At 67.2% G+C, this 26,522-nt stretch carries 26 protein-coding genes; 18 read left to right on the top strand and 8 right to left on the bottom strand.

Annotation, left to right across the window (positions count from 1 at the left end):
- Positions 1 to 16: 16 nt before the first annotated feature.
- On the top strand, positions 17 to 1,012 hold the full coding sequence (gene galE, locus HMPREF1478_RS00565; RefSeq protein WP_016460145.1) for a UDP-glucose 4-epimerase GalE: 996 nt from the start codon (positions 17 to 19) through the stop codon (positions 1,010 to 1,012).
- 95 nt (positions 1,013 to 1,107) lie between these two features.
- Here galE and HMPREF1478_RS00560 read toward each other — a convergent pair whose 3' ends face one another.
- Genes HMPREF1478_RS00560 through HMPREF1478_RS00545 form a run of 4 tightly spaced genes read right to left on the bottom strand, consistent with a single transcriptional unit; the run spans position 1,108 to position 4,958 of the window.
- The gene (locus HMPREF1478_RS00560) at positions 1,108 to 2,502 is read right to left on the bottom strand and encodes an LCP family protein (protein WP_016460144.1); all 1,395 of its coding nucleotides are present in this window, start codon (positions 2,500 to 2,502) and stop codon (positions 1,108 to 1,110) included.
- Positions 2,499 to 3,818, bottom strand: coding sequence for an LCP family protein (locus HMPREF1478_RS00555; protein ID WP_016460143.1), 1,320 nt, complete (start codon positions 3,816 to 3,818; stop codon positions 2,499 to 2,501). The genes HMPREF1478_RS00560 and HMPREF1478_RS00555 overlap by 4 nt, the downstream gene beginning before the upstream one ends.
- The gene (locus HMPREF1478_RS00550) at positions 3,811 to 4,281 is read right to left on the bottom strand and encodes a DUF2304 domain-containing protein (RefSeq protein WP_016460142.1); all 471 of its coding nucleotides are present in this window, start codon (positions 4,279 to 4,281) and stop codon (positions 3,811 to 3,813) included. The genes HMPREF1478_RS00555 and HMPREF1478_RS00550 overlap by 8 nt, the downstream gene beginning before the upstream one ends.
- Positions 4,278 to 4,958 carry a glycosyltransferase family 2 protein gene (locus tag HMPREF1478_RS00545; RefSeq protein ID WP_193393950.1) on the bottom strand — a complete coding sequence of 227 codons (681 nt, stop codon included), beginning with the start codon at positions 4,956 to 4,958 and terminating at the stop codon, positions 4,278 to 4,280. Before HMPREF1478_RS00545 ends, HMPREF1478_RS00550 begins: the two co-directional genes overlap by 4 nt.
- A gap of 94 nt (positions 4,959 to 5,052) precedes the next feature.
- Between HMPREF1478_RS00545 and HMPREF1478_RS00540 the strand changes: the two genes are divergently transcribed.
- From HMPREF1478_RS00540 to HMPREF1478_RS00530, 3 genes are read left to right on the top strand one after another with little or no spacing between them, the layout of a single operon-like run.
- Positions 5,053 to 5,721, top strand: coding sequence for an acyltransferase (locus HMPREF1478_RS00540; RefSeq protein WP_016460140.1), 669 nt, complete (start codon positions 5,053 to 5,055; stop codon positions 5,719 to 5,721).
- Positions 5,718 to 6,818, top strand: coding sequence for a DegT/DnrJ/EryC1/StrS family aminotransferase (locus tag HMPREF1478_RS00535; protein ID WP_016460139.1), 1,101 nt, complete (start codon positions 5,718 to 5,720; stop codon positions 6,816 to 6,818). Before HMPREF1478_RS00540 ends, HMPREF1478_RS00535 begins: the two co-directional genes overlap by 4 nt.
- A 1-nt stretch (position 6,819) precedes the next feature.
- Positions 6,820 to 7,803: a Gfo/Idh/MocA family protein gene (locus HMPREF1478_RS00530; RefSeq protein ID WP_016460138.1), complete on the top strand. Its 984-nt coding sequence runs from the start codon at positions 6,820 to 6,822 to the stop codon at positions 7,801 to 7,803.
- 9 nt (positions 7,804 to 7,812) lie between these two features.
- Here the strand turns inward: HMPREF1478_RS00530 and HMPREF1478_RS00525 are convergent, their stop codons facing one another.
- Positions 7,813 to 8,919 carry a glycosyltransferase gene (locus tag HMPREF1478_RS00525; protein ID WP_016460137.1) on the bottom strand — a complete coding sequence of 369 codons (1,107 nt, stop codon included), beginning with the start codon at positions 8,917 to 8,919 and terminating at the stop codon, positions 7,813 to 7,815.
- 90 nt (positions 8,920 to 9,009) lie between these two features.
- Here HMPREF1478_RS00525 and HMPREF1478_RS00520 point away from each other — a divergent pair, with 90 nt between their 5' ends.
- The gene (locus HMPREF1478_RS00520) at positions 9,010 to 10,290 is read left to right on the top strand and encodes a lipopolysaccharide biosynthesis protein (RefSeq protein ID WP_016460136.1); all 1,281 of its coding nucleotides are present in this window, start codon (positions 9,010 to 9,012) and stop codon (positions 10,288 to 10,290) included.
- Between the two features lie 205 nt (positions 10,291 to 10,495).
- Here the strand turns inward: HMPREF1478_RS00520 and HMPREF1478_RS00515 are convergent, their stop codons facing one another.
- The gene (locus tag HMPREF1478_RS00515) at positions 10,496 to 11,641 is read right to left on the bottom strand and encodes a glycosyltransferase (RefSeq protein ID WP_016460135.1); all 1,146 of its coding nucleotides are present in this window, start codon (positions 11,639 to 11,641) and stop codon (positions 10,496 to 10,498) included.
- A 45-nt stretch (positions 11,642 to 11,686) separates the two neighbouring features.
- Here HMPREF1478_RS00515 and HMPREF1478_RS00510 point away from each other — a divergent pair, with 45 nt between their 5' ends.
- The 3 genes from HMPREF1478_RS00510 to HMPREF1478_RS00500 all read left to right on the top strand — a co-directional run bounded on the left by HMPREF1478_RS00510 (position 11,687) and on the right by HMPREF1478_RS00500 (position 16,447).
- Positions 11,687 to 12,991, top strand: coding sequence for a nucleotide sugar dehydrogenase (locus HMPREF1478_RS00510; protein ID WP_016460134.1), 1,305 nt, complete (start codon positions 11,687 to 11,689; stop codon positions 12,989 to 12,991).
- Complete coding sequence (locus tag HMPREF1478_RS00505; protein ID WP_016460133.1) at positions 12,985 to 14,184, top strand: glycosyltransferase; 1,200 nt, start codon at positions 12,985 to 12,987, stop codon at positions 14,182 to 14,184. Before HMPREF1478_RS00510 ends, HMPREF1478_RS00505 begins: the two co-directional genes overlap by 7 nt.
- Before the next feature lie 202 nt (positions 14,185 to 14,386).
- Complete coding sequence (locus tag HMPREF1478_RS00500) at positions 14,387 to 16,447, top strand: N-acetylmuramoyl-L-alanine amidase (RefSeq protein WP_016460132.1); 2,061 nt, start codon at positions 14,387 to 14,389, stop codon at positions 16,445 to 16,447.
- Between the two features lie 614 nt (positions 16,448 to 17,061).
- Here HMPREF1478_RS00500 and HMPREF1478_RS00495 read toward each other — a convergent pair.
- Complete coding sequence (locus HMPREF1478_RS00495; protein ID WP_016460131.1) at positions 17,062 to 18,489, bottom strand: sugar nucleotide-binding protein; 1,428 nt, start codon at positions 18,487 to 18,489, stop codon at positions 17,062 to 17,064.
- Positions 18,490 to 18,684: 195 nt separating this feature from the next.
- On the opposite strand from HMPREF1478_RS00495, the gene rfbA reads away from it, so the two are divergent.
- Genes rfbA through HMPREF1478_RS00480 form a run of 3 tightly spaced genes read left to right on the top strand, consistent with a single transcriptional unit; the run spans position 18,685 to position 20,702 of the window.
- Positions 18,685 to 19,557 (top strand): glucose-1-phosphate thymidylyltransferase RfbA, encoded by an 873-nt coding sequence (gene rfbA / locus HMPREF1478_RS00490; RefSeq protein ID WP_016460130.1) that lies wholly within the window; start codon positions 18,685 to 18,687, stop codon positions 19,555 to 19,557.
- Positions 19,558 to 20,313 (top strand): glycosyltransferase family 2 protein, encoded by a 756-nt coding sequence (locus HMPREF1478_RS00485; RefSeq protein WP_016460129.1) that lies wholly within the window; start codon positions 19,558 to 19,560, stop codon positions 20,311 to 20,313. It abuts the gene before it with no gap.
- Positions 20,310 to 20,702, top strand: coding sequence for a DUF2304 domain-containing protein (locus HMPREF1478_RS00480; protein ID WP_016460128.1), 393 nt, complete (start codon positions 20,310 to 20,312; stop codon positions 20,700 to 20,702). Before HMPREF1478_RS00485 ends, HMPREF1478_RS00480 begins: the two co-directional genes overlap by 4 nt.
- Before the next feature lie 118 nt (positions 20,703 to 20,820).
- Here the strand turns inward: HMPREF1478_RS00480 and HMPREF1478_RS00475 are convergent, their stop codons facing one another.
- Positions 20,821 to 22,002 (bottom strand): phosphotransferase, encoded by a 1,182-nt coding sequence (locus tag HMPREF1478_RS00475; RefSeq protein ID WP_016460127.1) that lies wholly within the window; start codon positions 22,000 to 22,002, stop codon positions 20,821 to 20,823.
- A 144-nt stretch (positions 22,003 to 22,146) separates the two neighbouring features.
- Between HMPREF1478_RS00475 and HMPREF1478_RS00470 the strand changes: the two genes are divergently transcribed.
- From HMPREF1478_RS00470 to HMPREF1478_RS00440, 7 genes are read left to right on the top strand one after another with little or no spacing between them, the layout of a single operon-like run.
- Positions 22,147 to 23,361: a TadA family conjugal transfer-associated ATPase gene (locus tag HMPREF1478_RS00470; RefSeq protein ID WP_016460126.1), complete on the top strand. Its 1,215-nt coding sequence runs from the start codon at positions 22,147 to 22,149 to the stop codon at positions 23,359 to 23,361.
- On the top strand, positions 23,358 to 24,224 hold the full coding sequence (locus HMPREF1478_RS00465; RefSeq protein WP_016460125.1) for a type II secretion system F family protein: 867 nt from the start codon (positions 23,358 to 23,360) through the stop codon (positions 24,222 to 24,224). The genes HMPREF1478_RS00470 and HMPREF1478_RS00465 overlap by 4 nt, the downstream gene beginning before the upstream one ends.
- Entirely contained in the window at positions 24,221 to 25,117 is an 897-nt protein-coding gene (locus HMPREF1478_RS00460) for a type II secretion system F family protein (RefSeq protein ID WP_016460124.1), read from the top strand. The genes HMPREF1478_RS00465 and HMPREF1478_RS00460 overlap by 4 nt, the downstream gene beginning before the upstream one ends.
- Positions 25,118 to 25,133: 16 nt before the next feature.
- A complete protein-coding gene (locus tag HMPREF1478_RS10660; protein ID WP_016460123.1) occupies positions 25,134 to 25,304 on the top strand; it encodes a hypothetical protein in 171 nt (56 codons plus the stop codon).
- A gap of 28 nt (positions 25,305 to 25,332) precedes the next feature.
- Complete coding sequence (locus tag HMPREF1478_RS00450) at positions 25,333 to 25,677, top strand: hypothetical protein (RefSeq protein WP_016460122.1); 345 nt, start codon at positions 25,333 to 25,335, stop codon at positions 25,675 to 25,677.
- Complete coding sequence (locus HMPREF1478_RS00445) at positions 25,674 to 26,072, top strand: hypothetical protein (protein WP_016460121.1); 399 nt, start codon at positions 25,674 to 25,676, stop codon at positions 26,070 to 26,072. Before HMPREF1478_RS00450 ends, HMPREF1478_RS00445 begins: the two co-directional genes overlap by 4 nt.
- Positions 26,065 to 26,505, top strand: coding sequence for a hypothetical protein (locus tag HMPREF1478_RS00440; RefSeq protein WP_016460120.1), 441 nt, complete (start codon positions 26,065 to 26,067; stop codon positions 26,503 to 26,505). Before HMPREF1478_RS00445 ends, HMPREF1478_RS00440 begins: the two co-directional genes overlap by 8 nt.
- Positions 26,506 to 26,522: the final 17 nt, after the last annotated feature.

The raw sequence follows: 26,522 nt of genomic DNA, 5'->3' as shown, positions 1-26,522 counted from the left end.
GTCGTATCCTGGAGCCATGAGCATTCTCGTTTGTGGCGGCGCCGGCTACATCGGCGCGCATGTTGTCCGTCTCCTGCGTCAGCGCGGGGATCGCGTCGTTGTCGTCGACGACCTGTCGAGTGGCAAGGCATCGCGCGTCGGCGACGCCAAGCTCGTGAAGCTTGACGTGACGCTGGACGAAGCCCGCTCCGCGCTGTCTACCCTCATGGTGGACGAAGACGTGACCGCGGTCATTCACTTCTCCGCACGCAAGCAGGTCGGCGAATCCGTCGAACGCCCCGCCTGGTACTACCAGCAGAACATCGGCGGTATGGCCAACGTTCTCCTCGCAATGGAGGACGCCGGAGTCGACCAGATGATCTTCTCGTCCTCGGCCGCAGTGTACGGAACTCCCGAGCTGCCGGTGGTCACCGAGGATATGGCCGGTCACCCCATCAACCCCTACGGCGAGACGAAGCTGATCGGCGAATGGCTGATGGCTGACTGCGAGCGCGCCTGGGATCTGAAGTGGATCGGCCTGCGCTACTTCAACGTTGCGGGTGCCGGGTGGCCTGACTTGGCTGACGACGCCGTCATGAATCTGATTCCGATGGTGCTGGACCGCGTTGAGCGCGGCGAGAGCGCCAAGATCTTCGGCACTGACTACGACACCCCCGACGGCACCTGCATCCGCGACTACATCCACGTCCTGGATCTGGCGGAGGCACACATCGCGGCCCTCGACGTGCTGGCCGAGGGGCGTCAGCCCGACCACCACACCTACAACGTGGGGACCGGCCTGGGCACCTCCGTCCGAGAGATTGTCGACGGCCTGCGCCGCGTTATCGGCTGGGACTTCCCCGTTGAGGAGCTGGACCGCCGCGCCGGCGACCCGCCCAAGCTGATCGGTGATCCGCTGTCGATTGGTGTAGACCTGGGCTGGAAGGCGAACAACGGGGTCGAGGAGATCCTCACCTCCGCCTGGGAAGGCTGGCAGGCGGGTCCTCGCCCGATCACCGTCCCCGGCGCCTGAGCGCGTTGTCGCACAGATAAAGCCCCCGGCCTCGTTCCCTCACAGAGGAACGAGGCCGGGGGCTTTTGTCACCCATTGGAGGACTGCAGGCCGACTTAGAACCCGTCGACCTGGTTGAGGTCCGACGTCGTCAGCGTACCGGCACGCAGCTTGGCGAAGAAGTCGTCGGCGGTCGTATCGCGCAGCAAAACAGCAGATGCTCCCGCGTTCGTTGTGAAGTTCAATGACTCGATCGGCGGGACGCCCATCATCTGATTCGACGAAGCGGAGCGCAGCGCCCACACGAGCGACGCCACCGTGAACACAGAGGAGTCTTCGTCAACCGTGAAGGACTTGGAGCCCGCGCGCTCCACACGCAGGGTCTTCGCGGGATTAATGAGGGTTGACGGCGAGGCCGCCGAGGAAATGACCTTCGAAATCACCTGGCGTTGACGCTTCGTGCGGCCGATATCGCCCTCGGGGTCCTGGTAGCGCATACGCGAGAACTGCAGGGCCGTCGTGCCGTCAACCGTGTGGCAACCCGCGGTCCACTTCAGGCCGGAATACTGGTCGTCGGCGTCGTTGTCGTAGCACAGCTCAACGCCGCCGACGGCATCCACCATGTCGGGCACGGCACCCATGCCGATCTGAACAAAGTGATCGACCGTCAGGCCCGTCAGCTTCTCGACGGTCTCGACGAGCAGCTGCGGCCCGCCATAAGCGTAGGAGGCGTTGATCTTGTCCCAGCCGACGCCCGGGATCTCCGCGTACGTGTCGCGGGGAATCGAGAGCGCAACCGTCTGCCCGTTCGGGGCGACGTTGACGAGCATGATCGAGTCAGCGCGCTCGGATTCGTCGAAACCATCCTTCACGGCGCCGTCCGCGCGCGAGTCCGAGCCAGCCAGCAGGTAGGTCGTGCCGGGCGTATCGGCGGCGCCCGACAGCGCGCTCACGCGACCCATGTACGTGTTGGCGTCCCACAACAGGAAGCCGCCCCACGCCAGGACGATGACCAGGAAGAGGCACAGGGTCTTCAGGATGGGGTGACGGCGCTTGCGTCGCCTCGGCTTCGCAGCCGGGACCGAAGGGCCCGCAGGGACAGCAGTCGGCGCGGGGGCGGCCGCGGGCGCACCCTGGGCGCGATTGATCGTCACCTGACGAGGCCCGTTCCCGGAGGGCGCGTAGGTGTTCGCACCCGAGGAACGGCCAGAGCCCGGCGCGTAGGACGGGGGATTGGAGGCCGACGCCGGCTGGAACGACGGCGGCTGCTGGGCGGGGGTGCGGCGCGGGAAAATCGACTGAGAGTCGCGCTGTGGCTGGTCCAGCGTGCGCGGCATCAGGGGACGCGAGGCGTCGGCCTCGTCGTCGGAGATCCTCCACATCTGTGGCGCGAGGGCCTCAGGTGGGGGAGTGGGGGCGCTGCCGCGCACCTCTTCACCGATGACGTGAGCGTCGTCGGATCCTGGGCGGCGTCGTTTCGGATCCGGTGTAAACGAGGGGGGAGTGCTCATTGGTCCTTCGGCGGGCAGGTGGCGGCTGTCTGCTTAGCAGCTTCCTCGTTCGCCGCGTTATTCGCGACGGAAGCGGACTGCTCGGTGTTATCCGTGGTGGTCTCCTCGGAGCTGGGATCGGTCGTGGGAGCCTGCGTCGGATTGGGCGTCGACGGTGCCGTTGTCGCGGTCGGATCGGGCACCACCAGCTGCGCGCCGTTGCCGTCCGTGAACGTCGTGCCCACGGGCAGAGCCTGATCGTTCTTCAACGCGGTCCACACGTTGCGAGCCATTGGCTCGGAGGGGATACGGCGATTCGGATCCCAGGACGGCTCCTCGACCGGCATGGTGATGAACTGGATGTTGGTGCGATCCACCTTTTGCAGCACGTTGATGAGCAGGGATGCGTCCGAGCTGGCGTTTCCGAGGTTATCGGAGACGTTCACGGCGGAAATCGCGGCCTGCAGGAAGTTAATGAGCGCGCCGGGATCGGTCACGTAGTTTTTCTCCTGCAGTTCGCGCAGCATCGCGGAAATCAGCTGCTGCTGGCGGCCGATGCGCGAAATGTCGGAACCGTCGCCCTGCCCCTTGCGCGAGCGCATGTAGGCCAGCGCGTGAGTGCCCGACAGCTTCCAACAACCCGCATCGATGTAGAGCTGGGCGGACTCATCTTCGATGTGCTCGGGGATGTTGAACCAGACGCCGCCGAGCGCATCGATCATGTTAATAAAGCCCGCGAAATCAACGACCATGAAGGCGTCGATGGACATACCAGAGAGCTTTTCAACGGTCGACTTCACGCAGGCGATGCCGGGGGCGATGTCCTCCTGATCATCCCCGCCGTTCGAACCATAGACCATCGCGTTGTTAAACATGTCGTCGCTGGTCGGCTCGCTGGTGGTGCCGTCGCGATGCTTGCACGCGGGGATGTCAACCAGCGTGTCACGGGGGATGGACACGATCTGCACGCGGGAGCGGTCCGCGCTGACGTGAATCACCATCGTCGAGTCATTACGCAGGCCGGGGACATCATCTGCGTCGCCTGCACCCAGCTCGCCGCTGGCGCCGTTGCGCGAGTCGGTTCCGACCACGAGGATGTTGACGGCACGCCCCTCGAAGGAATCGGGGGTCGCCTTGCTCTGCCCATCAACCGAGTATGCGTCGATGTTGACGACGCGGTTGGCGAACTGGCTACTCAAACTGGCGTACACGAAACCCGCCGATGACACCACGAAGAGCACGCCGGCCAGGAGCACGGCGAGCGCGCCGCGCAGGAGGCCGAAGCGTCCGTAGTTGACGGCCGAGTGCTGGATCGGTCGCAGATTCACGTTACTCATCGTTTGTAACCATATCGTTATCTGGAGGGTTTGTCGGGGAATCAGGGCCGTTAGCGGCGCGTTCCACTTCCGGGTCATCAGTGTGAACAAGAGGGTCGATGGCGTTTTCAGGGGTTGTGTCCTCGGGCGGAAGGACGTGTGCGAGGGCGAGCGAGCGGGCCAGCCTCGCCATGCGTGCCTCGGCCCGGGCCTCGCGCCGGTACCCGGTCACCATCTGCGCAATCAATGCGATGACGAGCCCGTAGACGATCAGGTTGACGCCACGCTCCACGCCGATGGCGCGGGCGACCGTGTTGGCCAGCGACGGCACGAGGATCGCCACGATGGCCGCCGCCACGAGGACGCCGATGCCGATGCGGCGCAGAGCCAGGGACGAGGCCGAGGATACCGGGCGCACGAGCCACCACGCGGTGAGTGCGAGGGCGAGGAGTAGGAGGACACGGATAGCGATGTAGGCGCTCATCGTCCCCCCAACGCCAGGTCGACGGCGATATTGACTGAGTTGAGCAGGGGCTGGCCCTTCGCCCGTGAATAGTCCGTGTAGGAGATCGTCACGGGGTGTTCCGCGCCGGGCAGGCCACAGGCCGCCAGCTGGGAGACGATCTGCGAGGCGTGGGCCATGCGTGAGTGGGTCAGGTGCACATGAGCGAGGGCATCGGCGCGTATCACGCGCAGCCCGTTATGTGTGTCCGTCAGAGCCATGCCGGTGCGCAGGCGGGCGATGAGGGCTCCGAGGCGCAGCATCGCGCGCTTGACGGAGCCGACCTGTGCATGCGCGCCGTCGCGGAAGCGAGATCCGAGGACGAAAGCGAGGTCCTCCTCGCGCGCCCGATCAACCATCGCCGCCGCATCCGACGGATCGTGCTGGCCATCGGCATCGAAAGTGACGACGTAGCGGGCCCCACGCGCGAGCGCCGCTTCGAATCCGGTCTGCAGGGCAGCGCCCTGACCGAGGTTGAGAGGGTGGGTGGCCGTGTAGGCGCCGGCCGCGCGGGCCAGGGCCGCGGTGTTATCCGTTGACGCGTCATCGACGACGAGGACATACGGGAAAAGGGTGCGAACGCCCGCGACGACGCCCCCGATGACGGGCGCCTCGTTGAACGCGGGGATGACGACCCACGTGTCGGAGCGCATCTGCATTCGATTAGTGTCGCACATCGGGGTGGGCACGCGCCTATAGTGAGGGTATCTGTGAGCGCGCCCGCGCGTGCAGCAACAAGGAGAGGGAAGCACCGTGATCGAGCCCAGCGCCGACGTGGCGCCCAGTGCGATGGTGGCCCCCAGCGCCCGCGTGTGGCATCTCGCCCAGGTTCGAGAAGATGCAACTATCGGCGAGGAGACGATCGTCGGTCGGGGTGCATACGTCGGCGAAGGCGTGTGCGTCGGGAATCGCTGCAAGATCCAGAACTACGCCCTCATCTATGAGCCCGCCTCCCTGGCCGACGGTGTATTCGTCGGGCCCGCGGCCGTCTTCACGAACGACCATTGCCCCCGCGCGATCAACCCCGACGGGAGCCTCAAGAGCGCGAGTGACTGGCAACGCGTCGGTGTCACTGTCGATCGAGGCGCTGCCATCGGTGCTCGCGCCGTGTGCGTCGCCCCCGTGCGCATCGGCGCGTGGGCGTCGGTCGGCGCGGGCGCGGTCGTCACGTCGGACGTGACCCCCTACGCCCTCGTCGTCGGCGTGCCCGCACGCCGCATCGGGTGGGTCGGCGAAGCCGGCGTGCCTCTCGTGGCCGCCGATGAGGAACCGACGAACGAGGCCGGGGACCGCACGTGGGTGTGCCCGGCCACGGGACGCCGCTACGTCGAGCGTGGCGGTGCCCTGTCGCCCAAGGAGGCCCACGCCTCGTCCCCGAGCGCACCCGCGACACCCGCCCAGACCCGTGAGGACCAGCCATGACGCAACCGTTCATCCCGCCCGCTCGCCCGCTGATCGGCGAGGAGGAGATCGACGCGGTCGCGGCCGTCATGCGCACCGGCATGATCGCCCAGGGCCCGCAGGTGGCAGCCTTCGAGGACGAGTTTGTGGCCGCCCTCGTGCCCGGAACCCGAGCCGTCGCGGTCAACTCGGGGACCTCCGCCCTGCACCTGGGCCTGCTCGCCGCGGGGATCGGGCCGGGCGACGAGGTCATCGTCCCCTCCTTCACCTTCGCGGCCACAGCGAACTCGGTGGCCATCACGGGCGCGACCCCCGTCTTCGCCGACATTGACCCGCTCACCTTCACGCTCTCCCCGGCCGCCGTCGAAGCCTCGATCACCCCGCGCACGCGCGCCATCATGCCCGTCCATCTTTACGGCCACCCCGCGCCCATGGACGCGCTCCAGGCGATTGCCACTGAGCACGGACTCATGATTTTCGAGGACGCCGCCCAGGCCCACGGCGCGACCCTGCACGGGACGGCGGTCGGCTCCTTCGGCAGCTTCGCTGCCTTTTCCTTCTACCCGACGAAGAACATGACCAGCGGCGAGGGCGGCATGGTCACCTCCGCCGACCCCGGCATCATCCGAGGCGTACGCCTCGCGCGCAACCAGGGCATGGAGACGCGCTACGCCAACGAAATTGTGGGCCTCAATAACCGCATGACCGACATCCATGCGGCGATCGGGCGCGTTCAGCTCACCAAAGTCGGGGCCTGGACAGCCAAGCGCCGCGAGAATGCCGCGTTCCTGAACGCGCACCTGCGCGGCGTCACCGTCCCTCACGTCGCTCCCGGCGCCGTGCACGTCTACCACCAGTACACGATTCGCGTGCCCGAGGATCGCGACGGCTTCGCCGATGCTCTGCGCGACGAATACGGCATCGGCTCGGGCGTCTACTACCCGATCCCGAACCACGAGCTGCCCTCCTTGGCCCGTTTCGCCCCCGACGCGGAGCTGCCCGCCACCCGTGAGGCCGCCGCCCAGGTCCTCTCCCTGCCGATTTACCCCTCGCTGACTCCCGGCGAGCTGGAACGCATCGCACAGGGCGTCAACGCGCTCGCGGAAGCGGGGGCCTGACATGACTATTCGCCTGGGAATCCTCGGTATCGGCTCGATGGGCCGGCACCACGTGCGCAACGCGCGCGCGACCGCCGGCGTGGACCTCATTGCGCTCGCTGACCCGGGCGGCGACCGCTTCGGCGTCGCCGGTGACCTGCCCGTCCTGGGCGGCGTCGAGGAGCTGATCGAGGCCGGTATTGACGCCGCGATCGTCGCCGCTCCCACCGCCCACCACGAGGCCGCAGCCCTCGCGCTCGCCGAGGCCGGGGTACACACCCTCGTCGAAAAGCCCCTCGCCACGAGCGTCGAGGCGGGTCGGCGCATCCGCGATGCCTTCGCGGCCGCGGGCCTCGTCGGCGCCGTCGGCTACGTCGAGCGCTGCAATCCCGCGCTCATCGACATGCGGCGGCGCATCGCGGAGGGCCAGCTTGGCGAGATCGAGCAGATCGCGACGCGTCGCCAGTCGCCCTTCCCCGCGCGCATTAGTGACGTCGGCGTCGTGAAAGACCTGGCCACGCACGACGTAGACCTGGCCGCGTGGGTTGCCGGCGCCCCGTACGAGAGCATCTACGCGCGCACGTCCGCGCGCTCGGGGCGCCCCCACGAGGACATGATGGTCGCCTCGGGCGTGCTTCGTGGCGGCATCCTCGTCAACCACCTCGTCAACTGGCTCACCCCCTACAAGGACCGCACGACGATCGTGACGGGGGAGCGCGGCGCGCTCGTCGCAGACACCGCGATGGGGGACCTGACCTTCTACGAGAACGGCCACGCGCCCCTGCAGTGGGACGCTATCGCCGCCTTCCGCGGGGTCAGCGAGGGACAGGTCGTACGCTACGCGCTTACCAAGCGCGAACCCCTCGCCCTCGAACACGAGCGCTTCCGCGACGCGATCCTCGGCGTGGGCGCCGAGCACGTCACGATGGACGAGGCCCTGGAGAACCTGCGCGTCGTCGAGGCCATTCTGACATCGGCTGACACCGGACGGTCCGTCGAGCTTTAAGATGCGGCGCTACCGTGTGAGGTCGTCGTAGATCGCACGGAGCTGGCGGGTTGCACCACGCAGTGATCGCTCGCGCGTCACCCACGCCCGGCACGCCGCCGCCCGATCCGCGCGTTCATCCTCCGACCAGGCCAAGGCCTCGTCGATCGAACGGACGAGGGCATCCGGCGAGCGTCCGGCCGTGAGCAGCGAGGCACCGGGCGCGACCATCTCCGGCGTGCCGCCCGTGGAATACGCGATGATGGGAACGCCGCACGCCTGCGCCTCAAGCAGGACGAGGCCCGCGGCCTCCTGCCGTCCCTGCGTCGGTTTCGTGGGCAAGACGAGGACGTGGGCGCGGCGCATCCAGCCGCGCACGCCCTCGCGATCCAGCCTGCCCGTGAACGTCACGTGGGTGGGCGCGTGCGCGCGCAGTGCGGGGGCCAGCGGTCCCTCGCCGACGAGGACGAGGCGATGCGGGCGGCGCCCCACGAGGTCGGCGGACGCCCGGGCCAGATCATCCACACCTTTCAAGTGGCTCAGAGCGCCCACGAACAGGACGATGGGCTTCTCGCGTAAATCCGTGGACTTAGGGGTGAACGGTGCCCAGAAGTCGGTGTCCACGCCCTGATAGTGCACGCTCAGCCGCTGCGGATCGGCCCCCGCTCCCAGTGCGACATCCGCCAGGTAGCTCGAGACGGCGAGTAGTCGCGACGCACCCTCGAAGGCCGCCCGCCGATTGCGCGCGTTCCACGCGGCACCCGCGCCGCGCCCGAGCCTCGGGTAGGCGTCCCCGCCGTGCAGCGTCACCACCAGGGGCACGCCCGTCTCCCGCGCCGCCGCCACGGCAGGCAGCGACCATGTTGCCTGGTGCTGGTGAATAACGTCCGGATCCCACGCGCTGATTGCGCGGCGCATCCGTCCCAGGCCTCGTGCCTGCGCGGCCACGCGAAGCGGGAGAGGGCCACCGAGTGCGCGCGGTGCGGCCTCGTCAATGGGAATCGTGACGGTCGGATCGGCGATGCGTGCCGCGAGCGCGAAAACCCGCCAATCGAGCTGGGGTATCGCCAGGGCGTGCGAGAGTGCGAAGTAGGTCGGGGGAACCAGCAGGGTTCCCTTCGTCAGGGCGACCCTCACGAGTTCCACCCGAGTGTGGGCGCGGAGCGGGGAGCGGGCATGCCACCATCCTAGGGGCAAGCCGCACGCCCCAGGTGATTAAATGAGTTCATGACGAACGCACCTGCCCGCCCCGCCCGCTCGGGCGTCCTCGCGCAGGTGCTCACCCTCCTCGGCGGCACTCTCCTCGCCCAGGTCATCGCCTTCGTCGCCCAGATCGGCATCGCCCGCCTCTATACGGACACGGACCTGGGCTACCTAGGAATCTTTACCTCCGCTGCCACGCTCGGCGCGGCCGTCGCGGGCGCCCGCTTCGACCTCAGCATCGTCCTGCCTGCTCCCGGCGACGAGGCCTCGGCCCGGTCCCTGGCCCGCCTCGCCTCGCGCTGCGTGCTGCTTACCTCCGCGCTGGCCACCCTCTGTGCGGCCGCCGCATGGCCGTGGGTGAGCGGGCGCTACGGAAGTGCGCTCTCGGGCTGGATGCTTGCCGTTGGCGTGTCCGTCCTGTTCCTGGCGCAGGGGCAGGTGTGCTCCTACTGGCTGACTCGCCACCGCCGTTTTCAGGCGATTGCGAGCTCGTCGGTCGTGCGCTCTCTGGGGATCGCAGCCCTGCAGCTGCTGTGCGGTTTCCTGGCTGGTGGTGGCCTGGGGGCCGCCATCGGTGCGACGATCGCTGGCCAGGGCCTCGCCGTCGCCTACCTGTCGTGGCGCGCCCGCGACGCCCGCGTGCGCGGGGCTACGGATCCGACCCTGCGCGAGGTGGCCTCGCGCTACCGGAAGATGGCGCTCGTCGGCGTGCCCAACGTTGTCGTCGATGCGGTGCGCACGAGCGCGATCCCTCTGCTGATTGCTACCTATTCCGTGGCCTCGCTCGGCCAATTCAACATGGCGTGGCTGGCCCTGCAGGCCCCGGTCGCACTCATCGCGGGGGCCTTGTCGCAGGTGTACTTGCCGCGCCTGTCGGATACGCCCGCTGGGCAGATGACCCGCGTGGTAGTGCGTATCGGTGGCATCGCCCTGGCTTGCTCGATCCCCGTCTTCGCGCTGCTCGCGTGGGCCAGCCCGGCGCTCTTTCCCCTCGTGTTCGGGGCTCGCTGGGAGGCAGCCGGATACTTCGCGCGCTCCCTGGCTCCGTGGCTGGCCTTGACGGTGGCGACCTCGCCGCTGTCAAACGTGTTCGTCGCGACCTACCACCAGCGGCGTATGCTGGCCTTCGCGTGCGCGTACTGCGCGGCGCCGCTGATCTGGCTCGCGTGCAGCCCCTACCGCGTCGAGACAACGGTCGCCGTGCTGGGGGCCCTGATGGCCGTGTTGTTGGTGGGGATGCTCGTGATGGCTGTCCTGACGGCGCGCGCTTACGACCGCGGGGATGGTGCGCGCCCGACGGCGTAGTGCGCGACCGCGTGAAACCTTTGTGAAACGAGCGATTGTGAAACAGGTGATCTCGTCGCCTCCTGACACGCCTCTCCCCCAAAAGTCGCATGCAATTCCCATGTGGTCCATTTCTGTGTAAGGTCAAAAACCTTGATATTCCGCCATTTTTAGGAATGCTAAGAAAAGTTAGTGAACCCAAATTGCATGCGAGATTTTGGGGGAACTATTGATGTGTCGCTCGCGCGGCGAGGGCTTGCTCGTAGGCCTGCCGCAAGCGCGCCGCGCCCTCCTCCCACGTCGGGATTTCCGGGGCTGAAAAAGCCTCGATGTCCTCTCGCGTGATGGATTCCAGGGCCCCAATGAGGTCGCGCTCCGGGTCCTCCAGCACCCACGTGTCGGCCTGATCGCCCAGGTAACGGCGGGCCTCGGCCAGGGGAGAACACAGCGCGGGCACCCCGGCCGCGAAGGCCTCCATCATCTTGTTGGGCGTGGACATGCGGTGCGACAGGCACCCGGACTCGATGAGGCACAACGCCACGTCAGCCCCGCGCGTCATCGCCAAGACCTGATCCGGCTCCACGGGAGGCAGACGGTGGATGTTCGCGTGTTCCGCTGCGGCCCGCTCGACCTCGGGCAACAGGGCACCCGCGCCGACGAAGACCACGTGCGCGCTCTTCACCTGCTCAAACGCCCGCAGAATCAAGGGAATGTTACGCCCAGGCGCCAGGTAGCCCGAATGGAGGTACAGGAGCGCGTCCTGCGGGATTCCCAGCTGCCCGCGCAGGTCGATGACCCCATCCGAGCCCGTCGGAGCGTTCGTCACGACCACCGGATCCACGCCCGGGTAGGCCTCGCGGTACCACTGGGCGATCGACTCGTTGACCACGGACACCACGTCCGCGCGGCGGATGTAGCGGCGCTCAATCACGCGCTGGAGGCGCTGGCGCAGCCCCGCCGACCCCACCGTCTCCGTCTCCAACTCGTGCGCGTTGTAGGCAAACACCGCGCCCGTTCGCCGCGCCAACGCGTGCGCGAGCGGCAGCAGGAACAGGTTCTGCGCGGAGACGGCCGCGACGCGTTGCCTCGCGAACCGCCGGTATACGCGCGCCCCCCACGCCACGACGACCCTCACCCCGCCCAGGTGCGCACCCAGGGACGCGCCCCGGATCCGGGTGAGGTGCACGGTGGGGGCCATGGCCTCGTCCGTAGGCAGACCGCCCTGATCGATGCCGACGACGTGCGTGCCCGAGAACAACGGGGACAGCGAACGCGCGATCTTCACCAGCCGGCCGGGCGAGGCCAGGTTCGACGGGTAGAGCAGGAGGTTGAGCGCGCGATCCACGCCCCCATTGTAGGTGGGGCGGGGCACTACACTGGAGGGGAACAACGAGGCCGGAGACGGAAAGGGGACCCCATGCGCATCGCGGTCGTCGGCATGGGCAAGATCGGTTTGCCGCTGGCGGTGCACTACGCGCGCGGCGGGCACACCGTCGTCGGCGTGGACGTGAACCCCCGAGTGGTTGACCTGATCAACGGGGGAGAAGAACCCTTCCCGGGCGAGGCGCACCTCGCCGAGTATCTGCCCTCGCTCGCTTCCTCCGGCGCCCTGCGGGCTACGACCGAGTACGCCGAGGCGATCCCCGGAGCCGACGCGGTCGTCATGGTCGTGCCCCTCGTCGTCGATGACGAGAGTCGACCCGACTTCACCATCATGGATGCCGCGACCCACTCCATGGCCGAGCACCTGACCCCCGGTACTCTCGTTTCCTACGAGACGACCCTGCCTGTGGGGACGACGCGCGGACGCTATAAGCCCCTCATCGAGGAGGTCTCCGGCCTGGTTGAGGGCCGCGACTTCGATGTCGTATTCTCGCCCGAGCGCGTCCTCACCGGCCGCGTATTCGCCGACCTGGCGCGCTACCCGAAGCTCGTGGGGGGCCTGAGCGAATCCGGCGAGGCACGCGGCGTTCGCTTTTACGAGGTCGTCCTCTCCTTCGACGAGCGCGACGACCTGCCGCGCCCCAACGGCGTGTGGCCCATGGGCAGTGCCGAGGCCGCCGAGATGGCTAAGCTCGCCGAAACCACCTACCGGGACGTCAATATCGGCCTGGCCAACCAGTTCGCACGCTACGCGGACGCTGTTGGCATCGACGTCGCGCGTGTCATTGAGGCCTGCAATTCCCAGCCCTACTCCCACATCCACCGGCCCGGCATCGCGGTCGGCGGCCACTGCATCCCCGTCTACCCGCGCCTGTACCTGGCCGGCGACCCGGAGGCGACCGTCGTATCCGCAGCCCGCGCCGCCAACGCCGCGATGCCCGCCTATGCGGTCGCGCGCGCCGCCGCCCTGCTGGGATCCCTTGCGGGCCTGCGCGTCGCGGTCCTGGGTGCCGCCTACCGCGGCGGGGTGAAGGAAACCGCGTTCTCCGGCGTCTTTGGTGTCGTCGATGCCCTGCGCGAGGCCGGGGCGCGGGTGCGCGTCCACGACCCCCTCTACAGCGATGAGGAGCTCGCCGACTTCGGGTGGGACGCCTACCACCTCGGAGAACCGGTGGATGTCGCCATCGTCCAGGCCGACCATGCCGGCTACCGGAACCTGATGCCCGCGGACCTGCCCGGCGTGCGCCTCCTCGTCGACGGCCGCGCGATCACCTCGCCCGAAGCCTGGGCGGGCACGCCGCGCATCACGATCGGCGGGGGAAGCGCTCCCGCATGCTAGTCACTCTGGCGACCCGCACCTTTACACCCGAGCCCACAGCCGCCGCGCTGCGCCTCGGGGCCCTCGCCCGCGCGCTCGCCGTGGGCGGCGATACGGTCCGTGTCCTCACCTCACGCCTGGCGTCCTCCGTCGCCCGCGACGCCCGAGAAACCGAGGAAACCCAGGCTCCCGAGGGCGTTAGCGCTCACGCAGGGGAGGGCCCCGGCCTCGTCGAGGTGCGCCGTGCCCCCGTCCTGCGCGACCGCACGGGTGCGGTGCGAGGATACGTCTCCTACATGTCCTTCGACCTGCCCCTCCTCGCCCGGCTCCTCGGCGGCCCCCGCCCCGATGTCGTCGTCTGTGAGCCCCCGCCGACGACCGGCGTCGCCGTGCGCCTTGCATGCGCGCTCCGCCGCGTTCCCTACGTGTACTACTGCGCCGATATTGTCTCGGACGCGGCCGCGCTCGCGGGGGTTCCCGGCTTGGTCGTGCGCACGGTCGCTGGCCTGGAGTCCTTCGCGCTGCGCGGTGCGCGCCGCGTCATCGCCGTCTCTGACGGGGTAGCGCTCCGTGCCCGTGAGTTGGGTGCCCGCGACGTCGCCGTCGTCCCCAACGGTGTTCGCGTGCCCGAGGCTGTGGCCACCGGCGTGCCCGACGGCTTTCCCGCCTGCTCGGGTCCCGTCTTCGTCTACGCGGGAACGGTCGCCCAGTGGCTGGCTCCCGAGGTCTTCGTCGACGCCTTCGAGCGTGCGCGAGCACAGCTCGGGGATGCGCGCCTGGTGTTCGTGGGACAGGGGAGTGGATGGGACGGCCTCGCTGAGCGTGCGAAGGGCGTGGCCGGCGTTGATCTGATTCCTGCCGTCAGTGCCGACGAAGCTGACCGGTGGATGGCGCGAGCCACCGCCACGCTCGCCTCGCTGCGCCCGGGCGGATACGACTACGCGTACCCCACGAAGATCCTCGCCTCCCTCGCGCAGGGAACTCCCGTCATTTACGCCGGGCCCGGGCAGGCGGCTCGAGACGTCGAGGAGAGCGCCCTCGGTGTGGCGTGTTCTCTCGACGTCGATGAGATTGCCGAGGCCATGGTCGCCCTCGCATCGGGGGCCGCCTCGTGGGTCGGACGCGATGGTGCGCGCGCGTGGGTGCGCGAGCACCGGTCGGTCTTAGCTTCGTCGCGCGCGGCGGCTGCGGTGGTGCGTTCGGCGCTCGCGTAGGACTGGCGGTTTCTCTTCTCTGTGACGCTGACACGGCGGCGATGCCGCGCGGTGTTCTCTGGGGGACTCGGCCTCGTCTCACATGCGGAAAAGCAATCGTTTTAGTTCGTATTAGTTCATGCATGTAACCATTCTCATGTTTACAGTTACATCATAAGTACCTACAATCACGACTGTCACATCAGCAACTCGAAGGATCACTATGCGCTCCTCGTGGAGGACCATCGTCGCCGGGCTCGTCCTGGCCCTCGGTGCCGCCGTATCGGCCCTCGTGCCGCCGGCGCACGCAGCTGGCATCACGATCGCCATTGACCCCGGTCACGGCGGCTCAGACCCCGGTGCGGTCGCCAACGGCCTGCGTGAAAAGGACCTGACCCTCGCGGTCTCCCTGGCCCTGAAGGAAGAACTGGAAAGCTACGACGGCGTGCGCGTCGTCATGACCCGCACGACGGACACCCGTCCCTCGGAAAACACCAGCGCCGACCTGTCGAGCCGCGTCGACATGGCAGCTGCGGCGGATGCGGACGCCCTCGTCTCCATCCACTTCAACTCGGGCTCGCCCATCGCGAAGGGCGCCGAGGTCTGGTACGGAAACTCTTCCTCGTACAATTACGCCACCCACACGCAGGGACGTACCTTGTCCAACGCCATCCAGAAGCAGCTCACCAGCCTCGGGCTGGCTGACCGCGGCATCAAGACACGCGACAACCCCTACTACGACTACCCGGACGGCTCCACTGGCGACTACTACGCGATCATCCGCCAGGCCCGCGAAGAGAACATGACCGGCATTATCGTCGAGCATGCCTTCGTGACCTCCGCGTCCGACGCCGCACTCCTGCACGACGCGAACTTCGTGCGCTCACTCGGCATCGCCGATGCCACCGGCATCGCCCAGGCGTACGGCCTGAGCAAGGGCACCTGGCGCGCAGACGGCAACTCCTGGAGCTTCATCTCCAATGGCACCGCTAAGACCGGCTGGTTCTCCACCGGCGGTCGCTGGTACTGGGCGGGTGCTGACAAGCGGACGATCCGCGGCTGGTCCACGATCAATGGACGCCGCTACTTCTTCGACGACTCCACCGCCATGGTGACGGGTTGGAAGCAGGAAGACGGCAAGTGGTACTACCTGCGTCCCGACGGCGATATGGCCACTGGATGGGTGAAGGACGGCGGCTCCTGGTACTTCCTCGGCTCCGACGGTGTCATGGCCACCGGCTGGCTCAAGGACGGTAACAACTGGTACTGGCTGCGTGCCAACGGCGCGGCAGCTATCGGTTGGGCCAACGTCGGCGGCGCCTGGTATCTCTTCGAAGACGACGCGCGCATGCTCACCGGCTGGCAGCTGACTGAGGATGATAACCGCTGGTACTACATGCGGCCCAATGGTCAGATGGTCACCGGCTGGCTCCTCGACGGCGGCACGTGGTACTACCTGGACGGGGACGGCGCCATGGTGACCGGCTGGGTCAAGGTCGGCGGCACCTGGTACCACATGCAGTCCTCCGGCGCGATGAGCACCGGTTGGCTCCTCGATGGCGCCTGGTACTGGCTGGACCCGAACTCGGGTGCTATGGCGACCGGCACGGTCACCGTTGAGGGCCGCGCATCCAACTTCGCGTCCTCCGGCGCGTGGTTGGGCTATGCGGATGGTAGCGGTGCTCCTGCGGCTTCTCGTTCGGCCGATCGTAACGCCTCCGTGACGAACGCCGCGGGTCAGCGCCTCATCATGAGTGCACCCACCGCCTCGCGCTCCGAGGTCATCGATGAGATGGAAGACGCCTGGGATCAGGCGGGCTACAGCTATCCGAGTGCGCTTGCCGCTGGCGGTGCGCCGACGATCCGTGACTTCGCGTCCATCGTTTACGACGAGGCCGTGGCCGAGGGTGTGTCCCCCGAGCTGGTCTTCGTGCAGGCCATGAAGGAGACGGGCTGGCTGCGCTTCGGCGGTGACGTGAGCGTGAGTCAGTACAACTTCTCCGGCATCGGCGCTGTCGGCGGCGGCGCGACGGGGGCCTCCTTCCCAGACGTGCGCACCGGCATCCGCGCCCAGGTCCAGCACCTGCGCGCCTACGCGGACTCCTCGGTGACCACGGCGTCGCTCGCGAACGCGGTCGTCGACCCGCGCTTCACCTACGTGCGCAAGGGTGCGGCACCCGTCGTCGAGTACCTGGGCATCCAGGAGAACCCGAGCCATACCGGTTGGGCCGCTGCCAAGAACTACGGCTACGACCTGGTGTCTATGATGAAGGCCTACTTCTGAGAGTTGTTCCGTGACGAGGCCGGGGCCAGCCGCGCGTGTGAGTGCGGCTGGCCCCGGCCTCGTTGGTGTATGTGCAAGATCCCTCGCGCTTTATGCCGCCTCCCATTTCGCATGCAATTCCCATCAGGTCTGTTTTGCAGTATCGAGAAAACGTTGGAATACCAACGTTGTGATTTCAAAAGTTGAAAGAGGTGTCGGGGAATTGCATGCGAAATTGGTGGGGACGCGTAGTGGTGCTCTGGAGTGTCCCGGTGTTGTGGGGTGCTCCGGTGATGCTGCGCTCCGGTGGTTGAGCGTCCACAGCTACCCCTCGATCGTGTGCATCCGGATAGGTTGTGCGCATCCGGATAGGTTGTGCGCATGCGGATAGGTTATTCAGATGTGGATAGGTTACTAACCTATCCGCATGCTTCTAACCTATCCGTATCGTCGTTACCTATCCGGATGTTGGGTGCACATCCGCGTGTGTGCGCCCGGCTGTGCGACAGTCGGCGTTCAGACGCGTGTGGGGCAGCGTCAACGGTGAGAACAGGCGAGCGGGGGCAACACTGAGCCACATACAGCGAGGCCCCGAGTGCTCGCCGTGAGCAACCGGGGCCTCACTGCAACACAAGTCAGCCGCGCAGGGATGCGACGTAGGAGTCGATGTGCTGCGAGGAATCTTCGGGGGTGAAGCCGGTGGCCTTGATCTTCGTCAGGTCCAGGACGGAGGACAGGGGACGCGGTGCCACCTCGCGACCAGCGAAGTACTCTTCCGTGGTCACGGGCGTGACGTCTTCCGGATCGCGGCCGCACAGCTCGAACACCCGCTTGGCGACCTGCGCCCAGCTCATGACCGGGCCTTCACCAGAGAGGTTGTAGGTGCCAAACTCGGCGCCGGTGGTCAGCAGGTGAATGATGCCGCGCGCCAGGTCGGACGTGAAGGTCAGGCGACCCACCTGGTCGGACACGACCGAGGGGGAGATGCCCTGATCTGCCAGGGATGCCATGGTCTTCAGGAAGTTCTTGCCGTCGCCCACGACCCAGGAGGTGCGCACGATGTAGTGCTTCGGCGTCGAGGCCACCGCAGCGTCGCCGCCCGCCTTCGACTGGCCGTACGCGCCCAGGGGAGAGGGGGCCTCATCCTCAAGGTGCACATCCTGAGTGCCATCAAAGACATACTCAGTCGAAATGTGGACCATCGTCACGCCGTGAGCCGTCGCCTCGCGCGCCAGGACGGCCGGGCCGGTCGAGTTCGCCTGCCAGGTCGCACGGCGTCCCTCGGGCGTCTCGGCGCCGTCCACGTTCGTCCACGCGGCAGCGTTGATGACCACGTCGATGTCGTCCCACGGCAGCGCGGCCACCTGCTCGGCGTCGGAAATCGAGACCTCGGGCAGGTCCACGCCCGTGACCGTGAAGCCGGCCTCGGGCAGGGCGCGCATGAGCTCGCGGCCCAGCTGACCATTCGCACCCGTCACGAGCGCACGGCGACCCACCGGGGCGGGAGCCGGGAAGGGGGTCACCTCCGCCATGCGCGGGTGAGCCTTATCTTTGTCCGACAGGATGGCGCGCTCAAGCGGGATCGGCCAATCCACGGCGGCCGTCTCGTCAGCCAGGTTCAGGAAGGTGTAGCGCGCGTCCGGCGACCAGTGGTCGTTGACCAGGTACGTGTATGCCGTGTTCGGCTCCAGGGTCTGGTAGGAGTTTCCTACGCCCTTAGGCACGAAGACCGCGACACCCGGATCAATGATCGTCGTGTAGACGGTGCCGAACGAAGGGCCTTCGCGCAGGTCCACCCATGCGCCGAACACGCGGCCGGTTGCGACCGACACGAACTTGTCCCACGGCTCCGCGTGAATGCCGCGGGTTACCCCAACCTCGTCGTTGAACGAGATGTTGTTCTGCACGGGGCCGAAATCCGGCAGGCCCAGCGCGACCATCTTTTCGCGCTGCCAGTTCTCCTTGAACCAGCCTCGATTATCGCCGTGAACAGTCAGATCAATGCGCAAAAAGCCGGGGATCGGCGTGGTCGTAATCCCCAGGGGCTTAGCGGTGGGCGCCATGGTTCTTCCTTACGTGCGTGGATTGTGTGCGGACGTAACATTCCATGTAAATACTATCCGATCTACACCCTCGCGGCGGTGTGCGCCGCCCCATGGGCGCGCGCAGGGGCAAAGTTGTGGAAAAATACTCGGTGATAGGGATAATTGTCAACGACGCGCGACCCACTCGAGGGCGCGCCGGGAAGCGGAGGCAACATGAAAGGCATCATCCTGGCGGGCGGCTCGGGCACCCGTCTGAACCCGATCACGCTGGGGACATCGAAGCAGCTCGTCCCCGTCTATGACAAGCCGATGATCTACTACCCGCTGTCAACCCTGATGCTGGCGGGTATTTCCGAGGTGCTCGTCATCACCACGCCGCATGACGCGCCCTCCTTCCATCGCCTGCTGGGCGACGGCAGCCAGCTCGGCGTCAACATCTCCTACGCGGTCCAGCACGAGCCCAACGGCCTCGCGCAGGCTTTCGTGCTCGGTGCCGATCACGTGGGCAATGACAGCGCCGCCCTGGTCCTGGGCGACAACATCTTCTACGGCCCCGGCATGGGCGCCCAGCTGCGTCGCCACGTCGACCCCGACGGCGGCGCGGTCTTCGCCTACCACGTGTCCAATCCGCGTGCGTACGGTGTCGTGGAATTCGACGAGGAGTACAATGCTCTGTCGATCGAGGAGAAGCCCGAGAACCCCAAGTCGAACTACGCGGTGCCCGGCCTGTACTTCTACGACAACGACGTGGTCGAGATTGCCCGCAACCTCAAGCCGAGTGCGCGCGGCGAGTACGAGATTACCGATGTGAACCGCTCCTACCTCGAGGCCGGCAAGCTTAAGGTCGAGGTCCTGCCGCGCGGCACCGCGTGGCTGGACACGGGCACGTTCGACTCCCTCGCCGACGCCACGGCTTTCGTGCGCACGGTTGAGGCCCGCCAGGGCATGAAGATCGGCGCCCCCGAGGAGGTCGCGTGGCGCATGGGCTTCATTGACGACGAGGGGCTGCGCCAGCGCGCCGAACCCCTGGTGAAGTCCGGCTACGGTGCGTACCTGCTTGAGCTGCTTGAGCGCGAGGGGCTCTGAGTGAGCCGTCCCAGCGCTCAATCCCGCCTGCTCATCGTCATCCCTGCGTGGAACGAGGAGGAGGTGCTCGGTGATGTCCTCGAGATGGTGAAGGTTGAGAAGCCTTCTTTCGCGGACATTCTCGTGGTCTCCGACGGGTCGACGGATGCGACCGCCGATATCGCGCGCGCCGCGGGCGTCGCCGTCCTTGACCTGCCCCTCAATCTGGGTGTCGGCGGCGCCATGCGCGCCGGCTTCCAGTACGCCCAGCGCATGGGGTACGAGTACGCGTGTCAGCTCGACGCGGATGGCCAGCATGATCCGCGCGAGATTGAGACCCTGATCGAGACGGCTTCGCGCGAGCATGCGGACGTCGTGATCGGTTCGCGTTTTGCGGGCAAGGGCGACTATCGTGCGCGGGGTCCTCGTAAGTGGGCAATGAACCTCTTCTCGTTGATCCTCTCGCGCGTGTGCAAGACTCGCCTCAGTGATACGACGAGTGGCTTCAAGCTCTACGGTCCCCGGGCGTTGGCGCTGTTTGCGCACAATTACCCGGCTGAGTACCTGGGTGACACGATTGGTGCGCTCGTCATTGCGGCGCGCTCGCACCTGGTCGTGCGTGAGGTTGGCGTGCAGATGCACCCGCGGGCCGGCGGGGAGCCCTCGCATAATCCGATTAAATCGGCGCTGTTCCTGGTGCGTGCGACGATGGCCCTCGCGGTTTCTCTCTCGCGCCCCGGTGAGAAGGTCGCCCAGGCGCCGGAGGAGAACGCATGAGCCCCACCTATGTGCTTGGACTGGTGTTCGCGATCATCATCTTGGTGATGGTGTTCGTCAAGATGCGTAACTCGGGTCTGAAGGAGCGCTACGGTCTGTGGTGGTATTGCATCGCGTTCTTTACCGCGCTGCTCTCCATTTTCCCGCAGACACTGAAGTGGACGGCGATGCAGCTGGGTGTCGTTGTTCCGCTGAATTTGGGCTACTTTGTGGCCGGCGTGGTGTTGCTGCTCCTGTCGCTGCGTTTTTCGGTGGATCTGTCGCGTTCGGATGAGGATCGTCGTCGCCTGACGGAGGAGGCTGCGATCTTGCGCCTCCAGCTGGAGGATCTGCAGCGCCGTGTTGATGCTCTCGAGGCATCGGGTGAGGGGGATGATCGCTCCCGCTGAGGCGCTCGCCTTCAAGGCAATCAACGAGGTCGGGGCCCGTCAGGTGGAAACCTGGCGGGCCCCGGTTTGTGACGTCGGAGCGCTCCCGGGCGGGTGGTCCGCGGGCGGCTCGGTGCGGTTAGCGCAGCAGCGTGCCGTCAGGGCCGAGGCTGAGGCGCTCGGTGGGGGCTGCGGGGTCGACTTCGCCTTGTGCGAGCTTGCGCCTGAGTGCGGAGGCGGGGCGCGAGACGGGGACGGTGGGTTCGCCGGTGGCGTCCTCGTCGGCTTCGTCCGCTGCGCTCGGCGTGGGTTCCGAGGCCTCGATCGGCGAGGCGGAGGGAGACTCGACGGGGGTCAGGGAGATGCGGGCCCCCATCGCGGATGCGTGCGAGGGCAGGAGGGGTTCGCCGTCGAGGTCCTTGGCGAGGTCGTCGAGCATGGCGCGTGCCTCGTCGACGACGGAAGCGTCTTCGGCGTGGAGGCCGTGGACGAGCCAGCGGACGAGGGCGATCTCGCTCATGAGCTGTGCGCGTGTAAAGACGTGCAGGTCGGTAGCGCGGCGCTCGTGGCCGTAGGTTTCGCGGAAGCGTTCGAGGAATGCATCGGATGCGGTGGCCTGGATCCATGCGATGTCGAGGGCGGGGTCGCCCACGTGCGCGCTGGTCCAGCCGCTGATGGCCAGGAGTGAACCGCGTTTGACGGACAGGCAGTGTTCTTGGATGTCGCCGTGGACGGGGGCGGCGGGGAATCGCCAGAGGGAGACGTCTTCGAGGGCGGCTTCCCAGCGGCTCCACAGGGCGGCGGGAATGGTGACCTCGCGGGCGGCCTCGTCGAGGAGTGCGAGGTTGCGGTCGCGGCATTCGATGGCCGTGTAGGTGGGCAGTCCGATCGCGGAAAACACGGTCTCGGGGAGGTTGTGGAGAGCTGCGAGGGCGCGTCCGAGAGAGGCGGGCAGGAGCGGGTCCGTGTCGAGGTCCTCGTCCGTGGGGGCGGTGCCGCCCGGATCGCGGTGGACGTAGACGCTTCCGCCATGTGCAAGCTTGGCTTGCCCGGCCAGTCGGGGCACGTCGAAGGGGATGTAGTCGTGGTCGTGTGCCTGCCCGAGGCGGTCGAGGATTCCGGAGGTCGCTTCGAGGGCGGGGCCGGAGACCTCCTCGTGGGGGCAGGTGACGATCCAGCGGTTGCCTGCGGCGTCTTCGATGCCGGTCACGGTAGAGAGCTCGTCGCTGTAGGAGGGCGGGCGCAGGGCGGTGACGCGCATACCGGGGACGGCGGCGGTGGCCAGGGCTGCCAGTTCGAGGGGGCTCTTCGGGGAGGTCATTGACTTAACGTATCGCGTGTGGGGGCGCGCGAGTGCTTCCCCGCGCGGAGTCGGGGGAGATTGGGTGGGTGTGGGTTTGCTCCTTTCCGAAAAACTCTGTTACTTTCGACACATTGGCTTGGTCTGTAGCAAGGAGGCGCAGCGATGGAAGCCATGACGCGTTCTCTCGCGGCACGTGTCCGAGAGGGATTGGCTGCGGGCGGCATTGACGCGGCTCGCGATCCTGCGGCGGTGCGCGCGCTCATCGAGCGTGCCATCGATCGGCATGCACCCGACCTGTTGCCCGCTGCGCGCGCGCAGATCGAGGCAGACCTCATGGACGACATCTGCGGCCTCGGGCCGCTCCAGGCGCTCATGGACGATCCGTCGGTGGAGGAAATATGGATTAACGCCGCCTCGCGTGTGTTTGTCGCGCGCGGCGGTGTGGCCGAGTTGACCAGCCTCATCCTCACGGACGAGGATGTGCGGGCCCTCGTGGAGAGGATGCTCCACCATTCGGGACGCAGGCTCGACCTGTCGAGTCCCTTCGTGGACGCGATGCTCGCGGGCGGCGAGCGCCTCCATGTCGTCATTCCGCCGGTGACGGGTGCGTCGTGGAGCGTGAACATCCGCAAACATATCCAGCGGGCACGCACCCTGGAGGATCTGGTTGCGGTCGAGATGGTCGCTGCCCCGATGCGCGACTTCCTCTCGGCCGCCGTCAGTTGCGGGCTGTCCGTGCTCGTTTCGGGAGGAACTCAGGCGGGCAAGACGACGCTGCTGCGCGCCCTGGCGGGGGAGCTTCCGCGTTCGCGCCGCGTTATCTCCTGCGAGGAAGTCTTCGAGCTGGGGCTGGCCAACTGGGACCACGTTGCGATGCAGACTCGTCCGGCGGGCGCGGAGGGGACGGGTGAGATTACCCTGCGTGATCTCGTGCGCGAGTCCCTGCGTATGCGCCCCGAATGCCTGATCGTCGGCGAGGTGCGAGGCCCTGAGGCCCTCGATCTGCTGGTCGCTCTCAACGCAGGCGTGCCGGGCATGGCGACCGTGCATGCCAATTCGGCGCGCGAGGCCCTCGATAAACTCTCGATTCTGCCTCTCCTCGCGGGAGAAAACGTCACGACGGCGTTCGTCACACCGACCCTGGCCTCGTCGATCGACCTCGTGTGTCACGTTGAACGAGGAGCCGATGGGCACCGCCACGTCGCCGAGATTCTCGCGGTTCCCGGGCGCGTTGAAGGTGATCGGATCGAAACTGCGTCGCTCTTTACGTACGACGGGATCCGCTGTGAACGCGGCAGCGGCGGACTGGACCTGCATGATCGTTTTGCTGCGGCCGGGTTCGACCTGGCGTCCCTGCTCGAGTGGGGGACGCTGTGATCGCCATTGTGTGTGGGCTCGTATTCGGGATCGGGATCGTTGTGGCCCTGTCCCCGTGGTTCCTCCCCGCGCCCGTGTGGAGGCCGTGGGGGCCGTGGAAGCGCGTGCGTGAGGACGTTGCGCGCGCACGCGTTCCGGGGCTGACGGCGGGGCGCCTCGTCTTGCTCAGCGGTGCGATCGGGGCGGTCGTCGCGGTGCTCGTCCTCGTTGTTACCAGCGCATGGCCGGTCGCCCTCATTGTGTCGCTCGGCGTGTCGTTCCTCCCCTACGCCTGGGTCGTCTCCCGGGTGCGTGCCCACGCCAAGACCGTTCGTGCCGCATGGCCAGAGGTCATCGATGCGATGGTGTCCGGCGTGCGCGCGGGCACCTCGTTGCCCCAAGTGCTGTGCGACCTCGCGCAGGAGGGCCCCGTCCCCATCCGCTTTGCCTTCGAGGCCTTCTCCCGGGACTACAGTGCTCACGGGCGTTTTGCTCCCGCGCTCGATCGGATGAAAGAAGAAGTCGCAGACCCCGTCGCCGATCGCATTATCGAGGCGCTGCGGATTGCGCGTTCCGTCGGCGGTGCCGACCTGACGCGCCTCCTGCAGGACCTGGCCACGCTCCTGCGCGAGGATGCGCGCGTGCGCGGTGAGCTCGAGGCCCGCCAGTCCTGGACGGTTGGGGCGGCCCGTCTCGGAATCGCCGCGCCGTGGGTCGTCCTCCTGCTCCTGTCGGGAGGAGGCGCCAGCGCGAGCGTCTGGAACTCCCCGGGAGGCATCGCCGTCCTGTGCTCCGGTGCCGGGATCTGCGTCATCGCCTATCTGGCGATGAAGGCAATGAGTCGGCTGAGCTCCGATCCGCGCAACCTGGGGGGTGGATCGTGAGCCCCTGGACCGCGCGCATCCTCGACGTGGCAGTCAGTGCGCTATTCGTGGGAGGCATTGCCCTCCTCGTGGCGGCATGGTTCGCACGCCGTCCCTCCTTCGCGGCCCGAGTGGCGCAGGGGCGCGTCAGCGAGGAGGCCCCGTCCCCCGTGAGCGCATGGGCTCGGCGCGTCAGTGCGGCCGCCCTCGAATCCCTGGGGTCGACCACGGATTCCGTCTCGCGCCGTCTCGCCCTGGCGGGAATGACACCGGAGGTCTCCGTCTTCCGGCTACACCAGGCACTGGCGGGTATCGCCGGTTTCATCCTCGCCTGCCTCACCCTCACGGCGCGCCCAGCCTCCTCGCTGCGCGCCTCGCTCGTGCCCCTGTGCGCGTGCGCTCTTGTCGGCACACTGCTGGGAGTCGCGGGGATGGACCGTTTCCTCACGCTGCGGGCCCACGCCAGGCAGCGCGCGATCGACGTCGCCGTTCCCGACTGTGCGGAGCTGCTGGCGCTCGCGGTTGCGGCGGGGGAGTCGATTCCTGCTGCCATCGAGCGGGTTGCGGGGTGTGCGGGTGGGCCACTGGGGGTGGAACTGTCCCTCACCGCTGGTCATATCCGCAACGGTACGCCCTCCGTGCGTGCGCTCTCTGACCTCGTTGAGCGCACCGAATCGCCTGCTCTCACGCGCCTGAGTCGAACACTCACGACCGCGATTGAGCGTGGCTCGCCCCTGGCCTCGGTCCTGCATGACCAGGCGCGCGATCAGCGAGAACGATCCCTCGCCGCCCTGATGGAGGAGGGAGGCAGGCGTGAGATCGCCATGCTGTTGCCCGTCGTCTTTCTCATCTTGCCCGTCACCGTCATGTTCGCCCTCTACCCGGGACTCATCGCCCTGGATTTCACACCGTGAAGGAAGGAAAACAGTCATGAAGAAACTATTCCTGAGGAAAACTCCCCTCGGGGAGCGCGGTGACGTGCCCGGATGGGTGCTTATCACGCTGATGACGGCCGCCCTCGTCGTCCTTATTTGGGGAGTCGCCTCGGAGCGCCTCGTGGAGATATTTAATCGTGCGATGGATTCGATTTCAGGAATCTGACGCGCATCCCGAGCGAGGCTCCGAGGTCGTGTCGACAGTCCTCGTCCAGGGCCTCGTCGTCCTCGTGATTCTCCTGCTCGCCCAGATTGCCTTCGCCTCGCACGTGCGCACGATGAGTGTGAGCGCTGCGTCCGAGGGTGCGCGCCGCGGCGGTCTCCTCGGCGGCGATGAAGACGAGGCGAGGGCTCGGACGGGAGAACTCCTCGATTCTCTCGTGGGTGCTCCGAAGGATCGTGAGATCGACGTCGGGCGCGAGGATGACGGCGGAGTCGACGTGCTCGTTGTCACTGTTCGTACGCGCCTGCCCCTCGTTGGAGGCTTTGGGCCGCGGTGGCTCACCGTGCACGGTCGTGCTCTCGTGGAGGGGCCGTGAACGAGCGCGGGGACGCCAGCGTGGAATTCCTGGGCATCCTGGTCGTCCTCGTCATTCCAGTCCTCTACATTGTTCTCGCGGTTGGGCAGGTGAGTGCCGGTGCGATGGCGGTGGACGCGGGGGCGCGTGAGGCCGCGCGGATTCTCGCTGAGGACCCCGCTCGCGAAGCCGACGCGTCCCATGCCGTTGCGCTCATCGTGGAGGACTTTGGGATCGATGCTCAGGCGGACGTGTCCCCAAATTGCGTTGGGTGCGAGGGCGATGGGGGCGTCGTCGACGTGCGGGTGTCCGTGCGCGTCCCCCTGCCCTTCGTGCCCGCGTGGCTGGGAAGCGCAGGTGTGGGTGTGTCCTCGAGTGCGCGCGTGCCCGTCCGGGAGGTGGTGGCCCATGGGTGATGAGGGGCGCGTCGGCGTGGTGATGGGGGCAGGTTGTGCGTTCGTCTGTCTGTTTCTCTTCGTCTCCCTCGCGCTGACCGAGGTCGCGATGCAGGATCGCAGGCTTGTGTCGTGCGCTGACGCCCTGGCGAGCGTTGGAGGTGGCAACGCCTCAAGCGGCTCGTTCTTCGTGGAAGGGGACGCGCTCGAAGTCGACGAGGCGGGGGTGCGTTCTCGGGTCGAGGAGGGCCTTGCGGCGCTGTCGGACACCACGTGCAAGGTGGGTGATGGCGTGACTGTGAGCGCGGTGAATGTCAGTGATACCGAGGTGGAGGTCACAGTGAGTGCACGGCCGACCGTGTCGTTGGTGCCTCCTGTCCTGCGTACGACGGCGGTTCCCGAGCTGATGCGGACCTCGAGTGCGCGTCTTCGAGAGGCTCACGGGCAGCGCTAAAGTGGCGTCCGCTACGG

The sequence above is a fragment of the Actinomyces sp. HPA0247 genome (assembly GCA_000411415.1).
Lineage (GTDB): Bacteria > Actinomycetota > Actinomycetes > Actinomycetales > Actinomycetaceae > Pauljensenia.
Note: the sequence above shows the minus strand (reverse complement) of the source record. Positions and strands in the feature narration are given on the sequence as shown.

Excerpts from the sequence above, each read along its gene's own strand:
- HMPREF1478_RS10660 (WP_016460123.1), top strand. The coding sequence starts at position 25,134 with ATGAAGAAACTATTCCTGAGGAAAACTCCCCTCGGGGAGCGCGGTGAC.
- HMPREF1478_RS00470 (WP_016460126.1), top strand. The coding sequence starts at position 22,147 with ATGGAAGCCATGACGCGTTCTCTCGCGGCACGTGTCCGAGAGGGATTG.
- HMPREF1478_RS00505 (WP_016460133.1), top strand. The coding sequence starts at position 12,985 with ATGCTAGTCACTCTGGCGACCCGCACCTTTACACCCGAGCCCACAGCC.
- rfbA (WP_016460130.1), top strand. The coding sequence starts at position 18,685 with ATGAAAGGCATCATCCTGGCGGGCGGCTCGGGCACCCGTCTGAACCCG.
- HMPREF1478_RS00510 (WP_016460134.1), top strand. The coding sequence starts at position 11,687 with ATGCGCATCGCGGTCGTCGGCATGGGCAAGATCGGTTTGCCGCTGGCG.
- HMPREF1478_RS00480 (WP_016460128.1), top strand. The coding sequence starts at position 20,310 with ATGAGCCCCACCTATGTGCTTGGACTGGTGTTCGCGATCATCATCTTG.
- HMPREF1478_RS00555 (WP_016460143.1), bottom strand. The coding sequence starts at position 3,818 with ATGAGTAACGTGAATCTGCGACCGATCCAGCACTCGGCCGTCAACTAC.
- HMPREF1478_RS00550 (WP_016460142.1), bottom strand. The coding sequence starts at position 4,281 with ATGAGCGCCTACATCGCTATCCGTGTCCTCCTACTCCTCGCCCTCGCA.
- HMPREF1478_RS00560 (WP_016460144.1), bottom strand. The coding sequence starts at position 2,502 with ATGAGCACTCCCCCCTCGTTTACACCGGATCCGAAACGACGCCGCCCA.
- HMPREF1478_RS00440 (WP_016460120.1), top strand. The coding sequence starts at position 26,065 with ATGGGTGATGAGGGGCGCGTCGGCGTGGTGATGGGGGCAGGTTGTGCG.
- HMPREF1478_RS00530 (WP_016460138.1), top strand. The coding sequence starts at position 6,820 with ATGACTATTCGCCTGGGAATCCTCGGTATCGGCTCGATGGGCCGGCAC.
- HMPREF1478_RS00545 (WP_193393950.1), bottom strand. The coding sequence starts at position 4,958 with ATGCAGATGCGCTCCGACACGTGGGTCGTCATCCCCGCGTTCAACGAG.
- HMPREF1478_RS00495 (WP_016460131.1), bottom strand. The coding sequence starts at position 18,489 with ATGGCGCCCACCGCTAAGCCCCTGGGGATTACGACCACGCCGATCCCC.
- galE (WP_016460145.1), top strand. The coding sequence starts at position 17 with ATGAGCATTCTCGTTTGTGGCGGCGCCGGCTACATCGGCGCGCATGTT.
- HMPREF1478_RS00475 (WP_016460127.1), bottom strand. The coding sequence starts at position 22,002 with ATGACCTCCCCGAAGAGCCCCCTCGAACTGGCAGCCCTGGCCACCGCC.
- HMPREF1478_RS00535 (WP_016460139.1), top strand. The coding sequence starts at position 5,718 with ATGACGCAACCGTTCATCCCGCCCGCTCGCCCGCTGATCGGCGAGGAG.
- HMPREF1478_RS00500 (WP_016460132.1), top strand. The coding sequence starts at position 14,387 with ATGCGCTCCTCGTGGAGGACCATCGTCGCCGGGCTCGTCCTGGCCCTC.
- HMPREF1478_RS00520 (WP_016460136.1), top strand. The coding sequence starts at position 9,010 with ATGACGAACGCACCTGCCCGCCCCGCCCGCTCGGGCGTCCTCGCGCAG.